General features: G+C 60.8%; 15 protein-coding genes. 10 read left to right on the plus strand and 5 right to left on the minus strand.

What is annotated here, in order from left to right; genetic code table 11:
* Positions 1-140 precede the first annotated feature (140 nt).
* The 4 genes from gcvA (at position 141) to EV130_RS11625 (ending at position 5,212) form a co-directional block, all read left to right on the plus strand.
* Positions 141-1,019, plus strand: a complete 879-nt coding sequence (gcvA, locus tag EV130_RS11610; protein WP_132551168.1) for a transcriptional regulator GcvA — start codon at positions 141-143, stop codon at positions 1,017-1,019.
* A 128-nt stretch (positions 1,020-1,147) separates the two neighbouring features.
* Positions 1,148-3,334 (plus strand): TonB-dependent siderophore receptor, encoded by a 2,187-nt coding sequence (locus EV130_RS11615; RefSeq protein ID WP_132660346.1) that lies wholly within the window; start codon positions 1,148-1,150, stop codon positions 3,332-3,334.
* Positions 3,335-3,338: 4 nt separating this feature from the next.
* The gene (gene fhuF / locus EV130_RS11620; RefSeq protein ID WP_074059953.1) at positions 3,339-4,094 is read left to right on the plus strand and encodes a siderophore-iron reductase FhuF; all 756 of its coding nucleotides are present in this window, start codon (positions 3,339-3,341) and stop codon (positions 4,092-4,094) included.
* Positions 4,091-5,212 (plus strand): ABC transporter substrate-binding protein, encoded by a 1,122-nt coding sequence (locus tag EV130_RS11625; protein ID WP_132551172.1) that lies wholly within the window; start codon positions 4,091-4,093, stop codon positions 5,210-5,212. The genes fhuF and EV130_RS11625 overlap by 4 nt, the downstream gene beginning before the upstream one ends.
* Here EV130_RS11625 and EV130_RS11630 read toward each other — a convergent pair.
* From EV130_RS11630 to mutM, 5 genes are all read right to left on the minus strand, one after another.
* Positions 5,209-6,291 (minus strand): saccharopine dehydrogenase family protein, encoded by a 1,083-nt coding sequence (locus EV130_RS11630; protein WP_132660348.1) that lies wholly within the window; start codon positions 6,289-6,291, stop codon positions 5,209-5,211. The genes EV130_RS11625 and EV130_RS11630 overlap by 4 nt on opposite strands.
* Before the next feature lie 123 nt (positions 6,292-6,414).
* Positions 6,415-7,968: a chromosomal replication initiator protein DnaA gene (gene dnaA, locus EV130_RS11635; RefSeq protein WP_074063021.1), complete on the minus strand. Its 1,554-nt coding sequence runs from the start codon at positions 7,966-7,968 to the stop codon at positions 6,415-6,417.
* Positions 7,969-8,837: 869 nt separating this feature from the next.
* Entirely contained in the window at positions 8,838-9,116 is a 279-nt protein-coding gene (gene rpsT / locus EV130_RS11640) for a 30S ribosomal protein S20 (RefSeq protein ID WP_022713448.1), read from the minus strand.
* 194 nt (positions 9,117-9,310) lie between these two features.
* Positions 9,311-10,084 carry an enoyl-CoA hydratase gene (locus EV130_RS11645; RefSeq protein WP_132551174.1) on the minus strand — a complete coding sequence of 258 codons (774 nt, stop codon included), beginning with the start codon at positions 10,082-10,084 and terminating at the stop codon, positions 9,311-9,313.
* A 10-nt stretch (positions 10,085-10,094) separates the two neighbouring features.
* Entirely contained in the window at positions 10,095-10,985 is an 891-nt protein-coding gene (mutM, locus tag EV130_RS11650; RefSeq protein WP_132551176.1) for a bifunctional DNA-formamidopyrimidine glycosylase/DNA-(apurinic or apyrimidinic site) lyase, read from the minus strand.
* A gap of 151 nt (positions 10,986-11,136) precedes the next feature.
* Between mutM and ubiE the strand changes: the two genes are divergently transcribed.
* The 6 genes from ubiE (at position 11,137) to EV130_RS11680 (ending at position 18,938) form a co-directional block, all read left to right on the plus strand.
* Positions 11,137-11,913 (plus strand): bifunctional demethylmenaquinone methyltransferase/2-methoxy-6-polyprenyl-1,4-benzoquinol methylase UbiE, encoded by a 777-nt coding sequence (ubiE, locus tag EV130_RS11655; protein WP_074059949.1) that lies wholly within the window; start codon positions 11,137-11,139, stop codon positions 11,911-11,913.
* 5 nt (positions 11,914-11,918) lie between these two features.
* Positions 11,919-13,493 (plus strand): 2-polyprenylphenol 6-hydroxylase, encoded by a 1,575-nt coding sequence (gene ubiB / locus EV130_RS11660; RefSeq protein ID WP_132551178.1) that lies wholly within the window; start codon positions 11,919-11,921, stop codon positions 13,491-13,493.
* A gap of 95 nt (positions 13,494-13,588) precedes the next feature.
* Positions 13,589-15,172: an aromatic amino acid lyase gene (locus EV130_RS11665; RefSeq protein WP_132660350.1), complete on the plus strand. Its 1,584-nt coding sequence runs from the start codon at positions 13,589-13,591 to the stop codon at positions 15,170-15,172.
* Positions 15,173-15,200: 28 nt separating this feature from the next.
* Positions 15,201-16,583 (plus strand): dihydroorotase, encoded by a 1,383-nt coding sequence (locus tag EV130_RS11670; RefSeq protein WP_132660352.1) that lies wholly within the window; start codon positions 15,201-15,203, stop codon positions 16,581-16,583.
* The gene (locus EV130_RS11675) at positions 16,580-17,860 is read left to right on the plus strand and encodes a Zn-dependent hydrolase (protein WP_132551182.1); all 1,281 of its coding nucleotides are present in this window, start codon (positions 16,580-16,582) and stop codon (positions 17,858-17,860) included. Before EV130_RS11670 ends, EV130_RS11675 begins: the two co-directional genes overlap by 4 nt.
* Positions 17,841-18,938 (plus strand): thiohydantoin desulfurase, encoded by a 1,098-nt coding sequence (locus tag EV130_RS11680; RefSeq protein WP_074059944.1) that lies wholly within the window; start codon positions 17,841-17,843, stop codon positions 18,936-18,938. The genes EV130_RS11675 and EV130_RS11680 overlap by 20 nt, the downstream gene beginning before the upstream one ends.
* Positions 18,939-18,942 lie beyond the last annotated feature (4 nt).

Consider the following 18,942-nt stretch of genomic DNA (forward strand, 5'->3'; position numbering starts at 1 on the left):
CTTCTGAAAGCTGCGACCTGTACTCGATGAATGTCGCTTGACGATTCTCTTTAGTGAATTGCTTTCATTTTGATATTATTTCGATAATTTTGCTTCTACAAACGAGTCTTTTTCCGCATACGCTTTAGCTGAACTAAATCATGAGCGAGTTTCTGCCATCCCTTTCGGCCCTACGGGCCTTTGAAGCTGCGGCGCGGCATCTGAGCATGACGCAGGCCGCCAAGGAGCTGCATGTGACGCCAGGCGCCGTCAGCCTGCAGATCCGCGATCTTGAAGCTGCCCTCCGCATACGGCTTTTTGAGCGGAAAGCGCGCGCGCTCGCCCTCACGGTCGAGGGCGCGGATTACTTCGCCACATTGCAGACCGCCTTCCGGCTGATGAGAGAGGCGACGGCTGCGATTGCGGCGCGGGGGCGCGGTTGTGTGCTGAACGTCACCTGCACGGCAGGCTTTGCGACCTATTGGCTTGTTCCGCGGCTCGGGCGCTTCGAGGAGATCCATCCGGAGATCGACGTGCGCATCAGTGCGTCGCATCGTGTGCTCGACTTTCAGCGCGATGGCATCGATCTGGCGATCCGGCACGGGCTTGGCGGCTATGACGGCCTCGTCAGTGAGCGGCTGGTGGATGACGAGCTGGTGCCGGTCTGCATTCCACCGCTGGCGGCTGAGCTTGGAGACCACCCCTTGCCAGATGGGCTCGCCGGATTCCAGTTGATCCATGATGTCTACCGGCACGACTGGAAGCTCTGGCTGGAGGCAGCAGGCGCGACGAAGGTGGATGCTTCGCGCGGGCCGATCTTCATGCATGGCAATGGCGCCTACGAAGCCATGAAGGCCGGCCTCGGTTTTGCATTGATGCGGCGGTCATTTCTGGACAAGGAACTCGCCGAAGGCGCCGTGGTCGCGCCCTTCCCGCTTGGTGTTGCAAGCCGCCTTGCCTTTCATCTCGTCTATCCAGGCGCGGCACTCGAACGCCCCGCCGTCGCGGCCTTCAGGCGTTGGCTGCTTTCGCAAGCGTGACCACCTCGCGCTTGTCGCCTCTTTCCCTAAAAAGTGGAGTACAATACTCATAAAAGGGTTTTCATCCGGCTTTTTGTTGACTATGACACTCATGATTTATCAACTAAACTGCCGAGAGTTGCAAGCCGATGAAAATACAAGTCTTTGCCAGGTCGCTGCGGGCTTCCGCATTGACGGGGGCCGCGATGGCCCATCTTCTCCTTCCCGCCGCTGCGCAGGACACGGCCGCCGACAAGCAGCAGGAAGATGGCGCAACAGTGCTTCAGGACATCATTGTCAACGGCGGTAGCGGCGGTGTCATCCAGGCGGACGGCTACGTCGGCAAGAGCAGCGCGACAGGCGCAAAGACCGATACGCCTTTCATCGAGACGCCGCAGTCGATCTCGTCCGTGACGGAACAGCAACTCAAGGACCGCAATCCCCAAACGCTGCTCGACACGATCGCCTATACGCCAGGCACGCGCGTGGGTGCCTATGGTTTCGATCCACGCTTCGACAGCTTCACGGTGCGCGGCTTCGACGTCACCTATACGGGTGTCTTTCGCGACAACCTGCGCCAGCCAGGCGCCGGCTCTTCGCTCTTCAAGACCGAACCCTACGGCCTTGAGGGCGTCTCGATCCTGCGCGGCCCCTCGTCGGCTCTTTATGGCGCCTCCGGCGCCGGTGGTCTCTACAACCTGATCACCAAGCGCCCGACGGAGGAGCCCTATCGTGAACTCCAGTTGCAATACGGCACGCAGCAGCGTTACCAGAGCCAGTTTGATTTCACTGGTCCCGTTAACGACCGTGATCCCTTCTACTATCGCCTCACCGGCCTTTATCGTGATGCCAATACGGAGCAGATCAGCGTTCCCGACGACCGCGTCTACATCGCGCCGGCTTTCACATGGAAGCCGGACGAGGACACAAAGCTTACCATCCTCGGCGAATATTCACGCACGAAGACAGGTGGCACGGCAGCCTATTACAACGACCCGGTCACCGGCGAAGTAACGGATTATTTCGCTGGCAATCCTGCCTTCAACGATTCTGTTCAGAACCAGGGCCGCATCGGCTATGAGTTCGAACACAGGCTCAACGACACCTTCGTCTTCCGCCAGAATGCACGCTTCTCGACATTGAACATCGACACGGATTGGGCCTTCGCCTACGCACCAAACGCGCTCGATCCAACGCTGCTCGATCGCAGCGCCGGCACGTTTGACGAGCGCCTTGCGGCTTTTGTCATCGACAACCAGCTCGAGGCGAGCTTCGATACGGGCGATGTCGACCATACGCTGCTCGCCGGCATCGACTTGACCCGGCTTCGCTGGCGTTCACTCGACGGCCGCGGCGTCTCCCCGCCGCTTGATACCAACGATCCGAGCGCAGGCGCTCCAGTCCCGCACATCGACTTCCAGACCCGCACCGTTCAGGACCAGTGGCAGGCGGGCACCTACCTGCAGGATCAGATGCGCTACGACGCCTGGCTGCTGACGCTCGGCGGGCGTTACGACTGGGTTTGGACCGATACGGAGAATACCGATCTGGTTGCAGACACCGAGGACACCGTCTCACAGAAGGACAAGGAGTTCTCCGGCCGGATCGGCCTGAGCTACGAGACCGACTTCGGCCTCGTTCCCTATATCAGCTATTCGACCGCCTTCGCGCCGAATGCCGGTATCAACAGGCAAACCAACGCCCCCTTCAAACCCACCGAAAGTGAACAGGAAGAGATTGGCGTCAAATACCTGTTGCCGGACAGCAATACGATGCTTTCTGCCGCCCTGTTCAATATCGATCAGAAAAACAGTCTCTATTACGAAGTCGTAAACCTGCCGAGCGGTCCGGCAAACATTCAGGTCCAGCGGGGCAAGATTCGTTCCCGTGGCCTCGAGATCGAGGCCAACACGAGCCTCGACAACGGCCTGTCGCTGGTCGCGTCCTATACCTTTACGCAGGCCAAGATCCTCGAAGGCCCGACGGGTACTGTCGACAACTATGTCTCCTCCGTGCCGAAGCACATGGCATCGCTCTGGGCCTACTACCGATTCCAGGAAACCAGCCCGGTTTATGGACTGGGCCTCGGCCTGGGTGCCCGCTACATCGGCAAGAGCTACGGCAATGATGAAAACACGACGGAAAACAGTGCCCGCGTGCTTTTCGATGCAGCAGTCAGCTACGACTTTGCGGCACTCGACGACAAGTATGATGGTCTCAGCCTGCAGGTGAACGCCACCAACCTGTTCGACCGCCGCGAGCCCGTCTGCTCGGCGGACTTCTGCTACCGCGACCAGGGCCGCTCGGTGATCGGCACCCTTCGCTACACTTGGTAGGCCGATGGCAAGCGCGTCGCATCGGGAGAGGAGTATCGAAGACGGGCTGCTTTGCCTTTCGCCAGCCTTTTGCGGCGAGCATGCCTGGTGCCGGGACAAGATGATGTTGAGCAAGGCGCTTGCCGGCGGCGTGCCACTGCCTGCCTTTTTCCGGGAAGGCGGCTTTCAGCGCGCGATCGATCGCTATGCGGAAGTATCCGGCGCCAGCGACCGGCGCGCCGTCGTTTCCATGTGGTCGCTCTACTATTTTTCCGCACTTTCCATCCCCTATTTGCTTGCCCGGCGCCTAAGCGGCCAGGCGCTTCCGGTCGGATTCGAAGAGATGACGATTGCATTGGAGGATAACGGCCTGCCACGCGCCTTCGGCGTCCCGCATGCCGGCACGATTGAAAGCGAGGTGGAGACCGAAAGTTTCGCCGCCGTCGGCCCCCTTCTTGAACACCACCTTGGTGAAGCGGTGATGCGGCTGAGGGCCTGCGGGATCTCGGCAAGGCTGTGCTGGAACAACGCTGCCGTCTATATCGATTATGCATTGCGCCTGACTGGAGGAGCACCGTCAGGCGGTCCCGATCTTCCGCTCTTTGCGCACGGCACCCTGCCGGATGGCGGCGTAAACCCGTTTTGCGGCTGCCTCAGCTACCTGGATGAGGAGGGTGAAAAGGTTGCACGGCGCAAGGTCTGCTGCCTTCGATACATGCTTCCCGGAATTCCAAGCTGCGGCAAACTCTGCGCATTGCCAAGCCAGAGGAACCCTCAATGACCGAGCTTGTCATCACGCGGCGAAATCTGATCGCTATGGCTTCCGTCGTCCTTTGTGCTCCGCATGTTGCAAAGGCGCAGACTGCCTGGCCGCTCACCATCACGGATGCCATCGGCCGCAAGGTGACGATCAGGAAAAAGCCGGAAGCGGTAATCCTTGGGACCGGATTCAATCTTGTCGCCCTGTCGCTGATCCATCCCGATCCCGTCAGCCTGCTCGCCGGCTGGGCAGACGACATGAAGGGCGACAATCCCTTTATCTATGAGGCCTTCCGGCAGAAATTTCCGGCAATCGAAAACGTGCCTTTCGTCGGCAATGGCCAGGCGGATGGGCTGTCCTTCGAGGCAGCGCTTTCGCTCAATGCCGACCTTGCGATCATGGCCATGTGGCAGGCCGACGGCGAACCCGGCCAGCGTGCGATACAGTATCTCGACGCCGTCGGCGTGCCGGTCGTCGTTGTCGATTTCAATCGCGACCCGCTGAAGACCACGCCGCGCGACATGCGCCTTCTCGGCCGGATCTTCGAGCGGAACGAGCAGGCCGAAGATTTCGCCAGGTTCTACGAGACGCGGCTGGAGCGCATCAAGGCCAAGGCAGCCACGGAAACGGGGCCTCTCGTACTGATGGATGCCTTTCCAAGCAAGGTCCGCGCAAGCTGGGCAATCGGCCGCACCGGGCTTGGCGAACTGATCACGCTTTCAGGCGGCCGCAACGCCGCCGACAAGAACCTTCCTCCCCAGGGCGGACCGGTGACTGCGGAATATATCCTTGAAGCCGACCCCGATGTCTACATTGCCACCGGATCACCCGGCGGCACCTATTCGGCCTTTTCAATCGGTCCCGGCGTCGATCCATCGCAAGCCCAGCGCTCGCTCGGCGAGACGGTGAAGATGCCGAATCTTGCACCGCTGAAGGCGGTTCGCGAAGGCAACGTCCACGGTATGTGGAATTTCTTCAATGCCGTGCCGCTGAACATCCTGGCAGCCGAAGCGGTGGCAACCTGGCTAAGGCCGGAGCTTTTCCACGACGTCTATCCGGCAAGCAGTCTTGCCGAGATCAACGCGCGTTTTGCCGCGGTCCCTTTCGAAGGTGCCTATTGGACGAGCCTCAAGGCCTAATGGCGACTTGAGGCGCTCGCCTTGAACAGGCTTCCCGTCGGCGTCTGCAAAAACACATCGAGCGGGATGTGCTCCTGATGCAGGAAACCCGTTGCCGGCAGCTTGCCGTCGCGAACCATTTCGATGACGGCGACGACGGACGCCGAGGTCGTCCAGGCGATTGCCGTGCGGCGCGCGCCGGCAATCTCGATCGGATAATAGGCGCGCACGAACTCCTTGCGGCGGAGGCTTCCTGCTTGCGTGCCTTCGGCCGCCACATGGACATAGACCACGTCGTCCTCGACCGGCGGCTTGGCATTGGTCAGGATTTCGCCGGCGAGCTTTCGCTGTTCCCGCATCAGCAACTCATGGAAGAAGAAATTCATCAGCTCCATGTGGCCCGGATAGCGCATCGTCTTGTAGTCGAGATTGTCGACCTTGCCGTGGAGCGTATCGCACATCGTGCCAAGCCCGCCCGACGTTGTGAAGGCTTCAAGCTTGACGCCTTCGACATAGACCGTTTCATGCCATTCCATCGGCGAGACGAGCTTGCGAACACCGCCTTCTATGACCTCGCAATCGTTCAGATATTCGTTGACGACGCCCTCCGGCGACCAGTTGAAGGCATAGCCCAACAAGCCCGTCGGGTTCTGCGGCAAGGCGCCGACACGCATTCGGATCGAGCGGCAGGCGTCGAACCCATCGGCAAGGCTTGCACCAACGATGCCGACGAAGCCCGGCGCCAGGCCGCATTGCGGCGCCATCAGGCCGGACGATGTCCTGGAAAGTTCGAGGATCAAATTGGTGGTCGGAACGTCTTCCGTCAGGTCGAAATAATGAATGCCTGCCACGTGGGCAGCTCGCGCAAGCTCGATATTGAGATGGTATGGCAGGCAAGAGAGTACCGCTTCCGCGCCGGATAGCAGCTCCGTCACGAAGGCCGGGTCTGAAATATCGCCGACACGGCACATGAACGGCACTTCGGCCTGCGGCAATTGCGTATCGACGCCCGTCACTTCGAAGCCGCCCTCGTGCAAAAGCGTTGCCGCAAGGCATCCGACCTTGCCAAGCCCGAGAACGGCGATCCTCTTGAAACTCATGCTGACCCCCATCGCCGTCGAAGCCGCGGCGCTTGCTTCATGCGGCTGTGATAGAAGAAAAAACTCATAAAAGAAAACGGCCGGAATTGCTTCCGGCCGCATATTCACGTGGACGACCACCGATTATTCGTTGATCAGGCGCTTCAGAAGCTCGATCTCGTGCGAAAGCTTGGTGTCTCCCGCAATCAGCTCCTCGATCTTGCGCACCGCGTGCAGCACCGTCGTGTGGTCACGCCCACCGAAGCGGCGGCCGATTTCCGGGAATGAACGCGGCGTCAGCGTTTTCGACAGATACATGGCGATCTGCCGCGGCTTTACGATGACGCGCGTGCGGCGGTTCGAAACCAGCTCCTGGCGGGACACATTGTAGTGGCGTGCGACGATGCGCTGAATATCCTCGATGCGCACCCGGCGCGGCTCGCCGGATCCGACCAGATGGGCAAGCAGTTCGTCCACCCGCTCGATCGACAGGTTCGGCTCGAAGGAGCGCCGGAAGATCAGCTGATTGAAGGCGCCTTCCAATTCGCGGCCGCTTGCCGTCACGCTGCGGGCGACATGCGAGAGCAGCTCGGCCGGAATTTCCAGGGATGGATCTTCCAGACGGGCCGCACTCAGGCGGCGCTTCAAGATCTCGAGGCGCATCTCGTAGTCGGGCGCATCAAGCTCGATCGCCACGCCGCCCTGCAGACGGGAACGCACCCGCGGGTCGAGCGATTCCAACTCCCAGGGCGCCCGGTCGGCGGCAACCACCACCTGCTTGGCGCTGTCGAGCAGCATGTTCAGCAGGTGGCAGAACTCGTGCTGGATCATCTTGCCTTGCAGGAACTGCATGTCATCGATGATCAGAAGGTCGATATTGCGGAGCGAGTCCTTCAGCGTCAGCGCATCGTTGTCCCGGATCGCCGTTGCAAAACGCCACATGAAATACTCGGCCGTCAGATAAACGACGCGCAGCGCCCGCGGATTCTGAACCGCTGCGTTGGCGATCGCCTGCAGCAGATGGGACTTGCCGAGACCGACATTCGAATGAACGAAAAGCGGGTTGAAGCGCACCGCGCCCTGTCCTGCTTCCGCAATCGTTTTTGCCGCAGCAAGCGCAACGCGGTTGGAGCTGCCTTCGACGAAGGTGTCGAAGGTGAAGCGTGAGTCGAGCGGCGAACCGAACAGCGGCTGGCCGACCGTCGCGGGACGGGCGGCAGCGGCGGCCGAAACGGCCTGTTGAATCGCCTGACCCGCAGGCTGAGCAGCAAGCGGCCGACGCATTGGCGTGACCGGTGAAGCCGGCTCTTGGGAAGCCGCCTCATCGATCGGCTTCATGCCGGGACGCGTTGCTGTACGGACGAGAATTTCCACCTTCAGGATTTCTGCATCTTCCTGCCGGAAAAGGCTGGTGATGAGATCAAGGTAGCGGTTGTTGATCCACGACTTGAGAAATGTCGTGGGAACCGAAAGACGCACGACGCTCTTTGAAACCGAATGCAGCTTCAGGCGTGCGAACCAGCTTGCATAAACGTCAGGGCCGACCTGGGCCTTCAGACGCGCACCAACACGCTCGAAAAGTATGCCATGCTTCATGTCTCCTTTTTCTCCCGCCGCATCCGGGCAAATTGAGCCAAACGCCTGCGGTGCATTATCCCCATTTTCAAGCGCACCCGTCGTCAATGAATTCATTTGCATCATGCCGCCTTCCAAATTCATTTCACCGGGCGGACATCAGTCAACAGCCGCCCGATCAATTTTCCCCGTTTTGGCACGCGCAAGGCCCTTTCATGGACCATCATGCATGCCGGTTCACACAAACGCTGTCCCGCAAGGCGAAACCGGCGCAGAAAACCGTGGCGGATACCGCCTTCATGCGGCCTCCGTCATGTTCGCCGCGCCAAGCCGGCTACCGGAACCTCGTTTTCCGGCAAGCCTGCCAAACGCAAATATTACTGTCCCCATCCCCTTCGGCTCCCTTGAACATGGAACCGCCGAGCGCACAAAGCCTCTTCGTTCCGTGACCAGCCACGGTCCCGGTGTAAATAGCTCAAGTGCTTGAAAAAACGGAGAGATAGCTACTCCGTGGCAAATGGCACAAACCCATCGCCCTGCCGGTGTGGCAGTTTAGACTGAGCCTTTGCAGGTGATGTCCGCGCCCTTTGCTGGAAGCCATTTAGGCAGGATCGCTTGCCGAGATCAATGATGAATTTTACGCAAAATTAACAAGCGACCATTGACTCCGGGGCCCGTTTTTGGGCGTCACGCCAATGTCAAAAAAGAATCGCAGGAGAATCAAGGAGATTCCCGAAGTGGGTATTTTGGACACGCATTGAAAGAAAAAAAATAAAAATCCGCTTGACTCACAACTAAGCCCACCGGAACGCAGAAGAGTCGCTCAAGCTGGAAACATCCTTGCGCAACTATTTGATTCTAAAGGTTTTTTCATGTCATCCCAGTGACACGAAACAGTCGCCAAATTAACCAATCCGGAGAGGATCATCGGAATCGAAAAAGCCCGGCTTGATTACCGGGCTAATCATAACGATCAATTTGTTAATCAAAGATTATGCGGTGGCAGTCGCCGACAGAGCCTTCACACGAGCAGCGAGCCGCGAGACTTTGCGCGATGCCGTGTTGGCATGGACGACGCCCTTGCTTGCAGCGCGCGCCAGTTCCGGCTGCGCTGCCAGGAAGGCTTCCTTTGCCTTGGCAGCATCACCCGCTGCAAGTGCCTCTTCGACCTGGCGAACGAAAGTGCGAACGCGCGAGCGACGAGCCTTGTTGACGTCGGTACGGCGGGCGATCTTGCGGGTCGCTTTTTTCGCCGAAGTTGTATTGGCCATGGATGCCTCTCTCAAGAATTCGAACAAACTCCGCCACCACCGCGGGCCCTGCGGCCACAACTTTCAGCAATGCGGGAGCATAAACGGAAAACCTGATCGGCTTCCCGAACCGTGGGCGGGCATATAACTCTAAAGCCGGCCCGCGTCAACGCGCATTTTCAAGGAAACGCCGCCTTTGTCCCATGGAATGACGATCAGCGGTGTTTAAAGGCCGGCTTTCGTTTGTCGATGAAGGCCGCCATGCCTTCCTTCTGGTCTTCGGTTGCGAAAAGGCTGTGGAACAGACGGCGCTCGAAACGCAGGCCCTCCTCCAGCGTGGTTTCCAGCGCGCGATTGACCGCCTCCTTGGCCATCAGCACCGAAGGCTGCGACAGCGAGGCAATCTTGGCGGCCGCCGCCAGCGCTTCGTCGAGCAGCCGCTCGGGCGCCACCACGCGCGAAACGAGCCCAGCACGCTCGGCTTCCGCCGCATCCATCATCCGGCCGGTCAACACCATATCCATGGCCTTCGATTTGCCGACCATGCGCGTCAAGCGCTGCGAGCCGCCCATGCCGGGGATGACGCCGAGTGTGATCTCGGGCTGGCCGAATTTGGCAGTTTCCGACGCAATGATAAAATCGCACATCATTGCCAGTTCGCAGCCGCCCCCCAGTGCGAAGCCGCTGACGGCAGCGATGACCGGCTTGCGAGCCTTGGCGATCTCGTCCCAGCCGCTGATGAATTCGGTCTTGTACATATCGGCAAACTGCAGCGGCTGCATTTCCTTGATATCGGCGCCGGCTGCGAAAGCGCGTTCTGATCCGGTCAGAACGATTGCACCGATCGCCTCGTCGGCATGGAAATTGGCATAAGCCTGCTTCAGTTCCTCAAGGACCATGGAATTCAGCGCGTTCAGTGCCTGCGGCCGGTTCAGTGTAATCAGACCGACATTGCCGCGTGTTTCGACAATCAGCGTTTCATAGGCCATGCTTGCCTCCCTATTTCTGGCAGTCCGGGCAATAAAAGGTGGAACGTCCTGCCTGCACGATGCGCGAGACCGTACCGCCGCAACCGGGTGTGCGGCAAGGCAGACTTTCGCGGTCATAGACCGAAAAGGAATGCTGGAAATAACCGAGCGAGCCGTCGGTCTGGATATGGTCGCGAAGCGACGAGCCGCCGGCCCTGATCGCATCGGCGATGACGCTGCGGATAGATGCGACGAGCAGACCAAGCTGCTCCTTCGGCTTTCCTGTCTTGGTGACCATGGTCCCCGCAGCGCGTGCCGGCATCAAGTGTGCGCGCCAGAGCGCCTCGCACACATATATATTGCCGAGACCGGCAACGTTTTTCTGGTCGAGGAGAGCGCCCTTCAGGGGCTGTGCCTTTCCCGCAAAGCGTTCTGCCAGGTAGGCCGCACTCAGTTCGTTGCCGGTCGGCTCCGGCCCGAGGCCGAAAAGGAAGGGAGTGTTGTGAAGCTCGCAGCGATCGGCGATATCCATGAAGCCGAAGCGGCGTGGATCATTGTATATGACGCGGGCCTCGCCACCCTTGCCTTGCAGATGGAAAATCGCATGGTCATGCTTCTCGTCCTTCGACCGCTTGGAGCGAAAATCGCCAGGCGTTTCACTGGCTGGCCCCTGCTCGATACGGAAGGAGCCAGACATGCCGAGATGGGAGATGATGGTCTTGCCGCTGTCGAGGTCGATCAGCAGATATTTGGCACGGCGGCCAAGCCCGATGATCGTGCGGCCCGAAACCTCGTCTTCGAAATTGTCCGGGAAGGGAAAGCGCAGGTCGCCGCGGCGAAGCTCCAGCCTCTCGATGCGCGCGCCCTCCATGGCGGGCGAAAGACCCCGCTTCACCGTTTCGACTTCTGGCAATTCCGGCATGTTAACCCATCTGTATCTAAACGTGTTTCAACTGCGGACGATGTGGGTTATAGCGCCAGTAAGCCGCGGGTATTACCCGCCTCCACAGATAGCGTCTCAAGCGGCCTTTCGCTATGGTCGCCGTACCGATTTCGAGTAACGGAGTAGTCCGATGTCAGAAAGCCGTACTTCCGCCAATGGCGGCATGGAAACATCCTACGGCTTCCGCGAGGTGCCGAGTGGCGAGAAGCAGGGTCTCGTCAACGACGTCTTCCATAAGGTCGCAAGACGCTACGATATCATGAACGATGTAATGTCGATGGGGATGCACCGCGTCTGGAAGGATGCGATGGTTGCAGCGCTCAATCCGCGCAAGGACTCGGGCTACAAGGTGCTGGATGTTGCAGGCGGCACGGGCGATATCGCCTTCCGTATCGTCGAGGCATCGAACCGCCTGGCGCACGCGACCGTGCTCGACATCAACGGCTCCATGCTCGGCGTCGGCGCCGAGCGGGCGGACAAGAAGAAACTTCGCGACAATCTCACCTTCATCGAGGCCAATGCCGAGAGCCTGCCCTTCGAGGCCGGCACCTTCGATGCCTATACGATCGCCTTCGGCATCCGCAATGTGCCGCATATCGACGTGGCGCTCTTGGAAGCTCATCGCGTGCTGAAGCGCGGCGGCCGCCTGCTGGTGCTGGAATTTTCGGAAGTGGACATGCCGCTCCTGGACAAGGTTTACGAGGCCTGGTCCTTCAACGCCATTCCGCGGTTCGGCAAGGCAATCACCGGCGACGCCGAGCCCTATCAGTATCTCGTCGAATCCATCCGCAAGTTCCCGAACCAGGAAAATTTCGCTGAAATGATCCGCAATGCCGGCTTTTCGCGCGTGACCTACACCAGCTACACCGGTGGTATCGCGGCCTTGCACTCGGGTTGGAAGCTTTGATCTGAATGAGTGCTTTCGGAGCATATTTTCGGCTCTTGCGGGTCGGCTGGATTCTGGTGCGCGAGGGCGTTGTTTCGGCGCTGCCTTCAGAAGGCTTGCCGCCTTCCGTCAGCCTTGCCAAATCCTTTGTCGGCCTGTTTGCGCGCAGCCGGGCAAAAGCCAAGAAGCGCAGCGATAGGCTTGCCCGGGCCGTCGAGCGGCTCGGACCTTCCTATGTGAAGATCGGTCAGTTTCTGGCGACCAGGCCTGACGTCGTCGGCGTCGAATTCGCCGACGACCTTTCGCAGCTCCAGGACCGGATGGCCTTCTTCCCGATCGCGGCGGCAAAGGCGAATATCGAAGGCTCGCTCGGTCGCCCGATCGAAGAGCTTTATGTGACTTTCGACGATCCGATTGCCGCAGCCTCTATTGCCCAGGTGCATCCTGCAGAGGTCAATACCCCCAACGGCCGCAAGAAGGTCGCCGTCAAGGTGGTGCGCCCCGGTGTGCGGCAGCGATTCGCCCATGACATCGAGGCAATGTACCTCGTCGCCGGCATGCAGGAGCGCTTCATGCCCTCGAGCCGGCGGCTGAGGCCGGTCGAGGTCACGAAGACGCTCGAGCAGTCGACCAAGGTCGAGATGGACCTCCGGCTCGAGGCGGCTGCACTTTCGGAGATCGCCGAAAACACGGGACAGGATCCAGGCTTTCGCGTCCCCAAGGTGGATTGGGAACGCACCGGACGCGACGTCATTACCATGGAGTGGATCGACGGCGTCAAGATGTCCGATGTCGAGGGTCTGCGCGCTGCCGGCCACGATCTCAACACCCTTGCCGATATCCTCATCCAATCGTTCCTGCGCCACACGCTGCGCGACGGCTTCTTCCATGCCGACATGCATCCCGGCAATCTCTTCGTCGATTCAGGCGGCATGATCGTCGCCGTCGACATGGGCATCGTCGGTCGGCTCGGAAAGAAGGAACGGCGCTTCCTTGCCGAGATCCTCTATGGCTTCATTACGCGCGACTACGTGCGTGTCGCCGAGGTGCATTTCGAGGCGGGCTATGTGCCCGGACATCACAATGTTGAAAGTTTCGCGCAGGCAATCCGGGCGATCGGCGAGCCGATCCACGGCCAGCCTGCTGAAACGATCTCGATGGGCAAGCTGTTGACGCTGCTCTTCGAGGTAACGGAACTTTTCGACATGCAGACCCGGCCCGAACTGGTGATGCTGCAGAAGACCATGGTGGTCGTCGAAGGCGTATCGCGGATGCTGAATCCGCGTTTCAACATGTGGAAGGCATCGGAGCCCGTCGTCGGCGACTGGATCCGCAACAATCTCGGTCCGAAGCGGGTCGTCACCGACCTCAAAGACGGACTGAAGGCTGCCGTGAAGCTGGCGGAAGCCGTTCCGGAAATCGCTGCGAAGACCGAGAAATTCCACCATCAGTTGCTGCATATGAGCGAGCATGGACTGCGCTTCGACGCTGAAACGGCCGACGCGATCGGCAAATCCGAGGCACGCTACAGCCGATCCGGCCGCCTGGCGCTCTGGATTATCGCATTGACGCTTCTCTATATAGCCTGGATGCTGAGCTGAGGCCCAGACACAAACAATTGCATGCTGTGTTCGGCATTTGGGATATCTCAAATTGCGCAGTGCTCGCTTAGTCTCGCATTCAAGGAGACCTGCAGATGAAGCATGAACGCCCCGGCATCGAACTTTCCGGCCAACCATTGAGCTTTGCCGAGATGGTGCGAATAGGCTCCGGCAGGGTAGCGCTTTCTGCTTCTTCGACAGGCATGGCACGCGTGGAGATCGCACGCTCCGTCGTCGAAGACGCGATCCAGGCCGGCATTCCCGTCTATGGCTCTACCACCGGAGTGGGCGCGATGAAGGATGTCGAATGGTCCGCGGAGGAACTCGACATCTTCAACCTCGGCCTCGTGCGCGCCCATCACTTCGGCACCGGCACGCCATTTTCCAGCGCTGTCGTGCGAAACGCCATGGCCATCCGGGTCAATACGGCGCTGACGGGCCAGGTCGGGTGCACGCCGGAACTCATAGAAACATATCTGCGGCTGCTCAGGGCCGACCTCATCCCGCTCGTGCGGCGCACGGGCTCGATCGGTTGCGCCGATATCGGCCTCATGGGACAGATCGGTGCGGTTCTGACCGGCGTCGGCGAAGCCGTCTATCGCGGCAAGCGCATGCAAGCGGCCGATGCCTTCAGGGCGGCGGGGCTTGAACCGGTCACCATGGCGCCGCGCGACAGCCTCGCCTCGCTCAGCATCAATGCCGTGAGCTTTGCAGCCGCCGCCGAGGCAACGCGCAATGCGGCGGCTTCGATCCGCGTTCTGCTGGCAACCGGTATGATGGCGGCAGGCGCGCTTGGCGCTTCGCGCGACCCCTGGCGGGCAGTGCGCCATGTCGGCACGCCGCGGGAGGCGCTGATCGGCTCGTGGCTGTGCAATGCCTCCGACGCCTGGGAATGGCCGGTCGCGACCCACGTGCAGGATCCGCTCAGCCTTCGCATGATCGCGCAGGTCTTCGGCGCAGTGATCGAGAACCTGCTGTCGACCGGTCACAAGATCCTTGCTGCCACCGGCCGCTCTGACGACAACCCGGTCGTCGTCGAGGGCCGGGTGATGACGTCGGGCGGTTCGCTGCCCCTCGATGTGACGATCCTGCTGGAATCGGCGGCATTGTGCATGGCGCATGCAGCGCGCAACGCCTTCAACCGCTGTGTCCTGCTCGGCAACGGGCAGCGGCGAGACCTGCCGGTCAACCTCGTGCCGCCGGGCCGAATCGCAACGGGTTTCGGCCCGATCATCAAGCTCGCCGGCGAGATCTTTTCACGCGTGCTTTCCATGTCCAACCCGGTATCGGCCCAGTCGCTGGTGGTTGCGGCGGGGCTCGAGGACGAAGCCGCTTTCCTGCCGCTGGTCATAGAGCGCTTCGAGCGGCAGATGCAGGCGCTGAAGCGTATGGCTGCGCTCGAGGCGCTGCTGGCAGCACAGGCGGCCGATATTCTCGGTGACCGGCCTGAAGGCGTCGCGGGCATGATCTACGATGTCGTGCGCAAGCACGCCGATTTCTACACCGTGGACCGGCCGCTTTCGGCCGAGGTCGAAGCAATCGAAGAAGAGCTCGGATCCGACGAATTCGCTTCGAAGCTGATCGAGCAGGTGCCGATCGCCTCATTCGACGACTTCTTCGCGCTCGGCTCGCTCGAGCGAATCGAACGGAGGCTGACGCAGGACGCCCTCGTCATCTGAGCTCTTGAACCGGATACGGAGGAACAGCATGGCTGATTTCGACCTTGTTTTGCAGGGCACCGTCGTGCTCCCGGAGCGGATCCTCGAAGGGGGTTATGTTGCAGCCCGCAATGGCAAGATCGCAGAGGTCGGCATCGGCGTGCCGCCTGCGGCCAGGGAGCGGCATCTGCTCGGCAAGGCGCTGATCATGCCCGGTGCGATCGATGCGCAAGTCCATTCGCTCTCCCAGAAGGATCAGGAGGACTTCATCTGGTCGACACGTTCGGCGGCAGCTGGCGGCGTGACGACGATCGTCGACATGCCCTATGACGAAGGCAACCTCGTCTGCTCGGCCGACGCGGTGAAGAAGAAGATCGATCACGCGAGCCCTCAGGCGCGAGTCGATTTCGCGCTCTACGGCACGGTCGATCCCGAAGAAGGTGCGGCGCGGATCCGCGAAATGGCGGATGCCGGCGTTGCCGCCTTCAAATTCTCGACCTTCGGGACCGATGCGAAGCGTTTCCCGCGCATCCCCCCCGCCCTTCTCGACGAATGCTTCGCGGCCATCACGCCGACCGGGCTGACTGCCGGTGTCCACAACGAAGACGACGAGGCAGTGCGCACCTACATGGAGAAGGTCAGGAAAATCGGCGTGACGGACTGGCGCGCCCACGGTCTCTCGCGTCCGCCGATCACAGAGCTGCTTGCCATGCACACGATCTTCGAGACCGGTGCCCATACGGGCTGCCCCGCGCATGTCGTGCACTGCTCGCTCGGCCGCGGCTACGACATCGCCCGCGCCTATCGCCGCGACGGGTTCGATGCGACCGTCGAATGCTGCATTCACTACCTGACGCTCGACGAGGAAAACGATGTGCGGCGCCTCGGCGGCAAAGCAAAGATCAATCCACCGGTCCGGCCGCGCGCCGAGGTGGAAACGCTGTGGCGGAAAGTGGCGGAAGGCAACGTCTGGCTGGTTTCGACCGATCATGTGAGCTGGTCGGAAAACCGCAAGACCAATGCGGACATGCTGGCAAATGCCTCCGGCGTGCCCGGGCTCGAGGTCATGGTGCCGTTGTTCGTCAAGGGAGCGCTCGAACGAGGCATCCCGCTCACCTGGGCTGCGAGGCTGATGGCGGAAAATCCGGCGAAACATTTCCGCCTCGACCACATCAAGGGGGCGCTGACGCCCGGCAAGGATGCCGACATCGTCGTGCTCGAGCCGCGCGAAACCGTCTATGATGCTGCCGCCAGCGGCAACAATGTCGTCGGCTGGAGCCCCTATAACGGCATCCGTCTGCCATGGACGATTTTAGCGGCATATCTGCGCGGCAGCCAGATAACCGATGGCACGAAGGTGCTTGCAAAGCCCGGCAGCGGAAAATTCGTCCGCCCCTTGCCGCGTCAGATCATTTCCGGAGAAGCTGCATGAACCGCAATCTGCCTGTCAACGTCGATCGTATTGCCGAGGATATCGATGCGCTGGCGAAGGTCACCGAGCCTGGTCATCCATGGACACGCCGGGCTTTTTCGCCGCTCTTTCTCGAAGGCCGCGCCTATATCGAAGCGCGCATGAAAATGGCCGGGCTGGAGACGCGGATCGATGCCGCCGGCAATCTGATCGGACGCCGTGCAGGGACGAAACCGGGTCTTGGAACGATTATGGTCGGCTCGCATTCCGATACGGTGCCGGACGGCGGACGCTTTGACGGTATCGCCGGTGTGATCGCGGCGCTGGAAGTCGCGCGCGCCCTCAAGGACCAGGCAATCACACTGCAGCATGACCTGGAAATCGTCGATTTCCTCGCGGAAGAGGTCAGCATCTTCGGCGTTTCATGCGTCGGCAGCCGCGGCATGACCGGTCAACTTCCCGAAGCCTGGCTTTCGCGCACGAGCGGCGAGCGCGATCTGGCACAAGGCATCCTTTGTGTCGGCGGCGATCCGGCAACGCTTCTCGCGCAGCGGCGCCCCGACCTCAAAGGCTTCCTTGAGCTGCATATCGAGCAAGGGCCGGTGCTTGAGAACGAGAAGAAGGATATCGGCATCGTGACGGCAATTGCGGGCATCACCCGGATCGAGGTCACTGTCGAAGGTCGGGCCGACCATGCCGGTACGACGCCGATGGATGCCCGCGCGGATGCGCTGGTGGCAGCCTCGCAACTGGTGCTCGATATCCGCAATGCGGCAGCCGAACGGGCGAAGACGCCGGGTCATTTCGCCGCAACCGTCGGGGAATTCCGCATCGAGCCGAATGCGGCCAACGTCGTGCCTTCCAAGGTGGTTCTGCTCATCGACGGGCGTGCGGAAATTCGCAGCGACATGGAAGACTTCTGCAGATGGCTCGATGCGCATGTCGTCAAGCTTGCGATCGCCCACGGCGTCACGATCAATTCGCCCAGTCGCGTCTCCGACAACTATCCGACGCCCGGTAATCCCGGCCTGCTGAAGACGCTCGAAAACGCCTGTGAAACGGTCGGCGCCAGACATCGGCGCATGGCGTCGGGCGCAGGACACGATACGGCCTGGATCGCGAAGGTCGCGCCGGCCGCGATGATCTTCGTACCATGCAAGGAAGGACGCAGCCACTCGGCCGACGAATGGGCAGAAAATGACGACATCGCACTCGGCGCTGCCGTGCTTTTCGAGGCTGTGCGCGAGATGGACAGGACGCTGGATAGGGAGGCTTTGGATGGGACGCATACTCGTTGAGAACGACGTCGAGGCGGCGGTCAAGGGTGGCTCGGTCTATGCAGCCGGTGGCGGCGGTTGGGCCGATCACGGGCGGATGCTGGGATATGCTGCGGTCAGCATCGGCAAGCCGGAGCTCGTTTCCATCGATGAATTGGATAACGACGACTGGATCGCGACAGCAGCGGCAATCGGAGCGCCGGCTTCCACGACGCCCTGGGAAATGCAGGGCATCGATTATGTGAAAGCCGTGCAGCTTTTGCAGGACGAACTCGGCGAAAGGCTGTCGGGGCTTATCATCGGGCAGAACGGCAAATCCTCGACGCTGAACGGCTGGCTGCCCTCGGCAATCCTCGGTACCAAGGTTGTCGATGCCGTCGGAGATATAAGAGCACATCCCACCGGCGACATGGGCTCGATCGGCATGGCGGGCTCACCGGAGCAGATGATCCAGACGGCGGTCGGCGGAAACCGCGCGCAGAACCGATATATCGAGCTTGTGGTCAAGGGTGCGACCGCCAAGATTTCGCCGATCCTGCGCGCTGCGTCCGACCAATCGGGCGGCTTCATTGCCAGCTGCCGCAATCCGGTGCGGGCGTCCTACGTGCGTGAGCATGCCGCACTCGGCGGCATCTCGATGGCGCTTGCCCTCGGCGAAGCGATCATTGCGGCGGAAAAGAAGGGCGGAGCGGCCGTCATCGATGCTGTCTGCAAGACAACCGGCGGCAGCATCCTCGCGGAGGGCGAGATTTTCAGGAAGGACGTCGTCTATACCAAGGAAGCCTTCGATGTCGGCACGATCGTCGTCGGCTCCGGCGCCAAAGCCGTGACGATGCATGTGATGAACGAATACATGGCCGTCGACGACGCCGATGGAGCGCGCCTGGCGACTTTTCCCTCAGTCATCACGACGCTTTCGCCGCAGGGCGAGCCGCTCAGCGTCGGTCAGCTCAAGCAGGGCATGCATGTCTTCATCCTACATGTGCCGATGGAGATCATTCCGCTTTCGGCAAGCGTGCTCGATCCGACCGTTTATCCGCCCGTGGAAAAAGCGATGGGTATCGAGATTGCGCGCTACGCTTTGTCGGCAAGGGCCTGACGCC

The organism is Rhizobium azibense (assembly GCF_004342325.1).
GTDB classification, from domain to species: Bacteria; Pseudomonadota; Alphaproteobacteria; order Rhizobiales; family Rhizobiaceae; genus Rhizobium; species Rhizobium etli_B.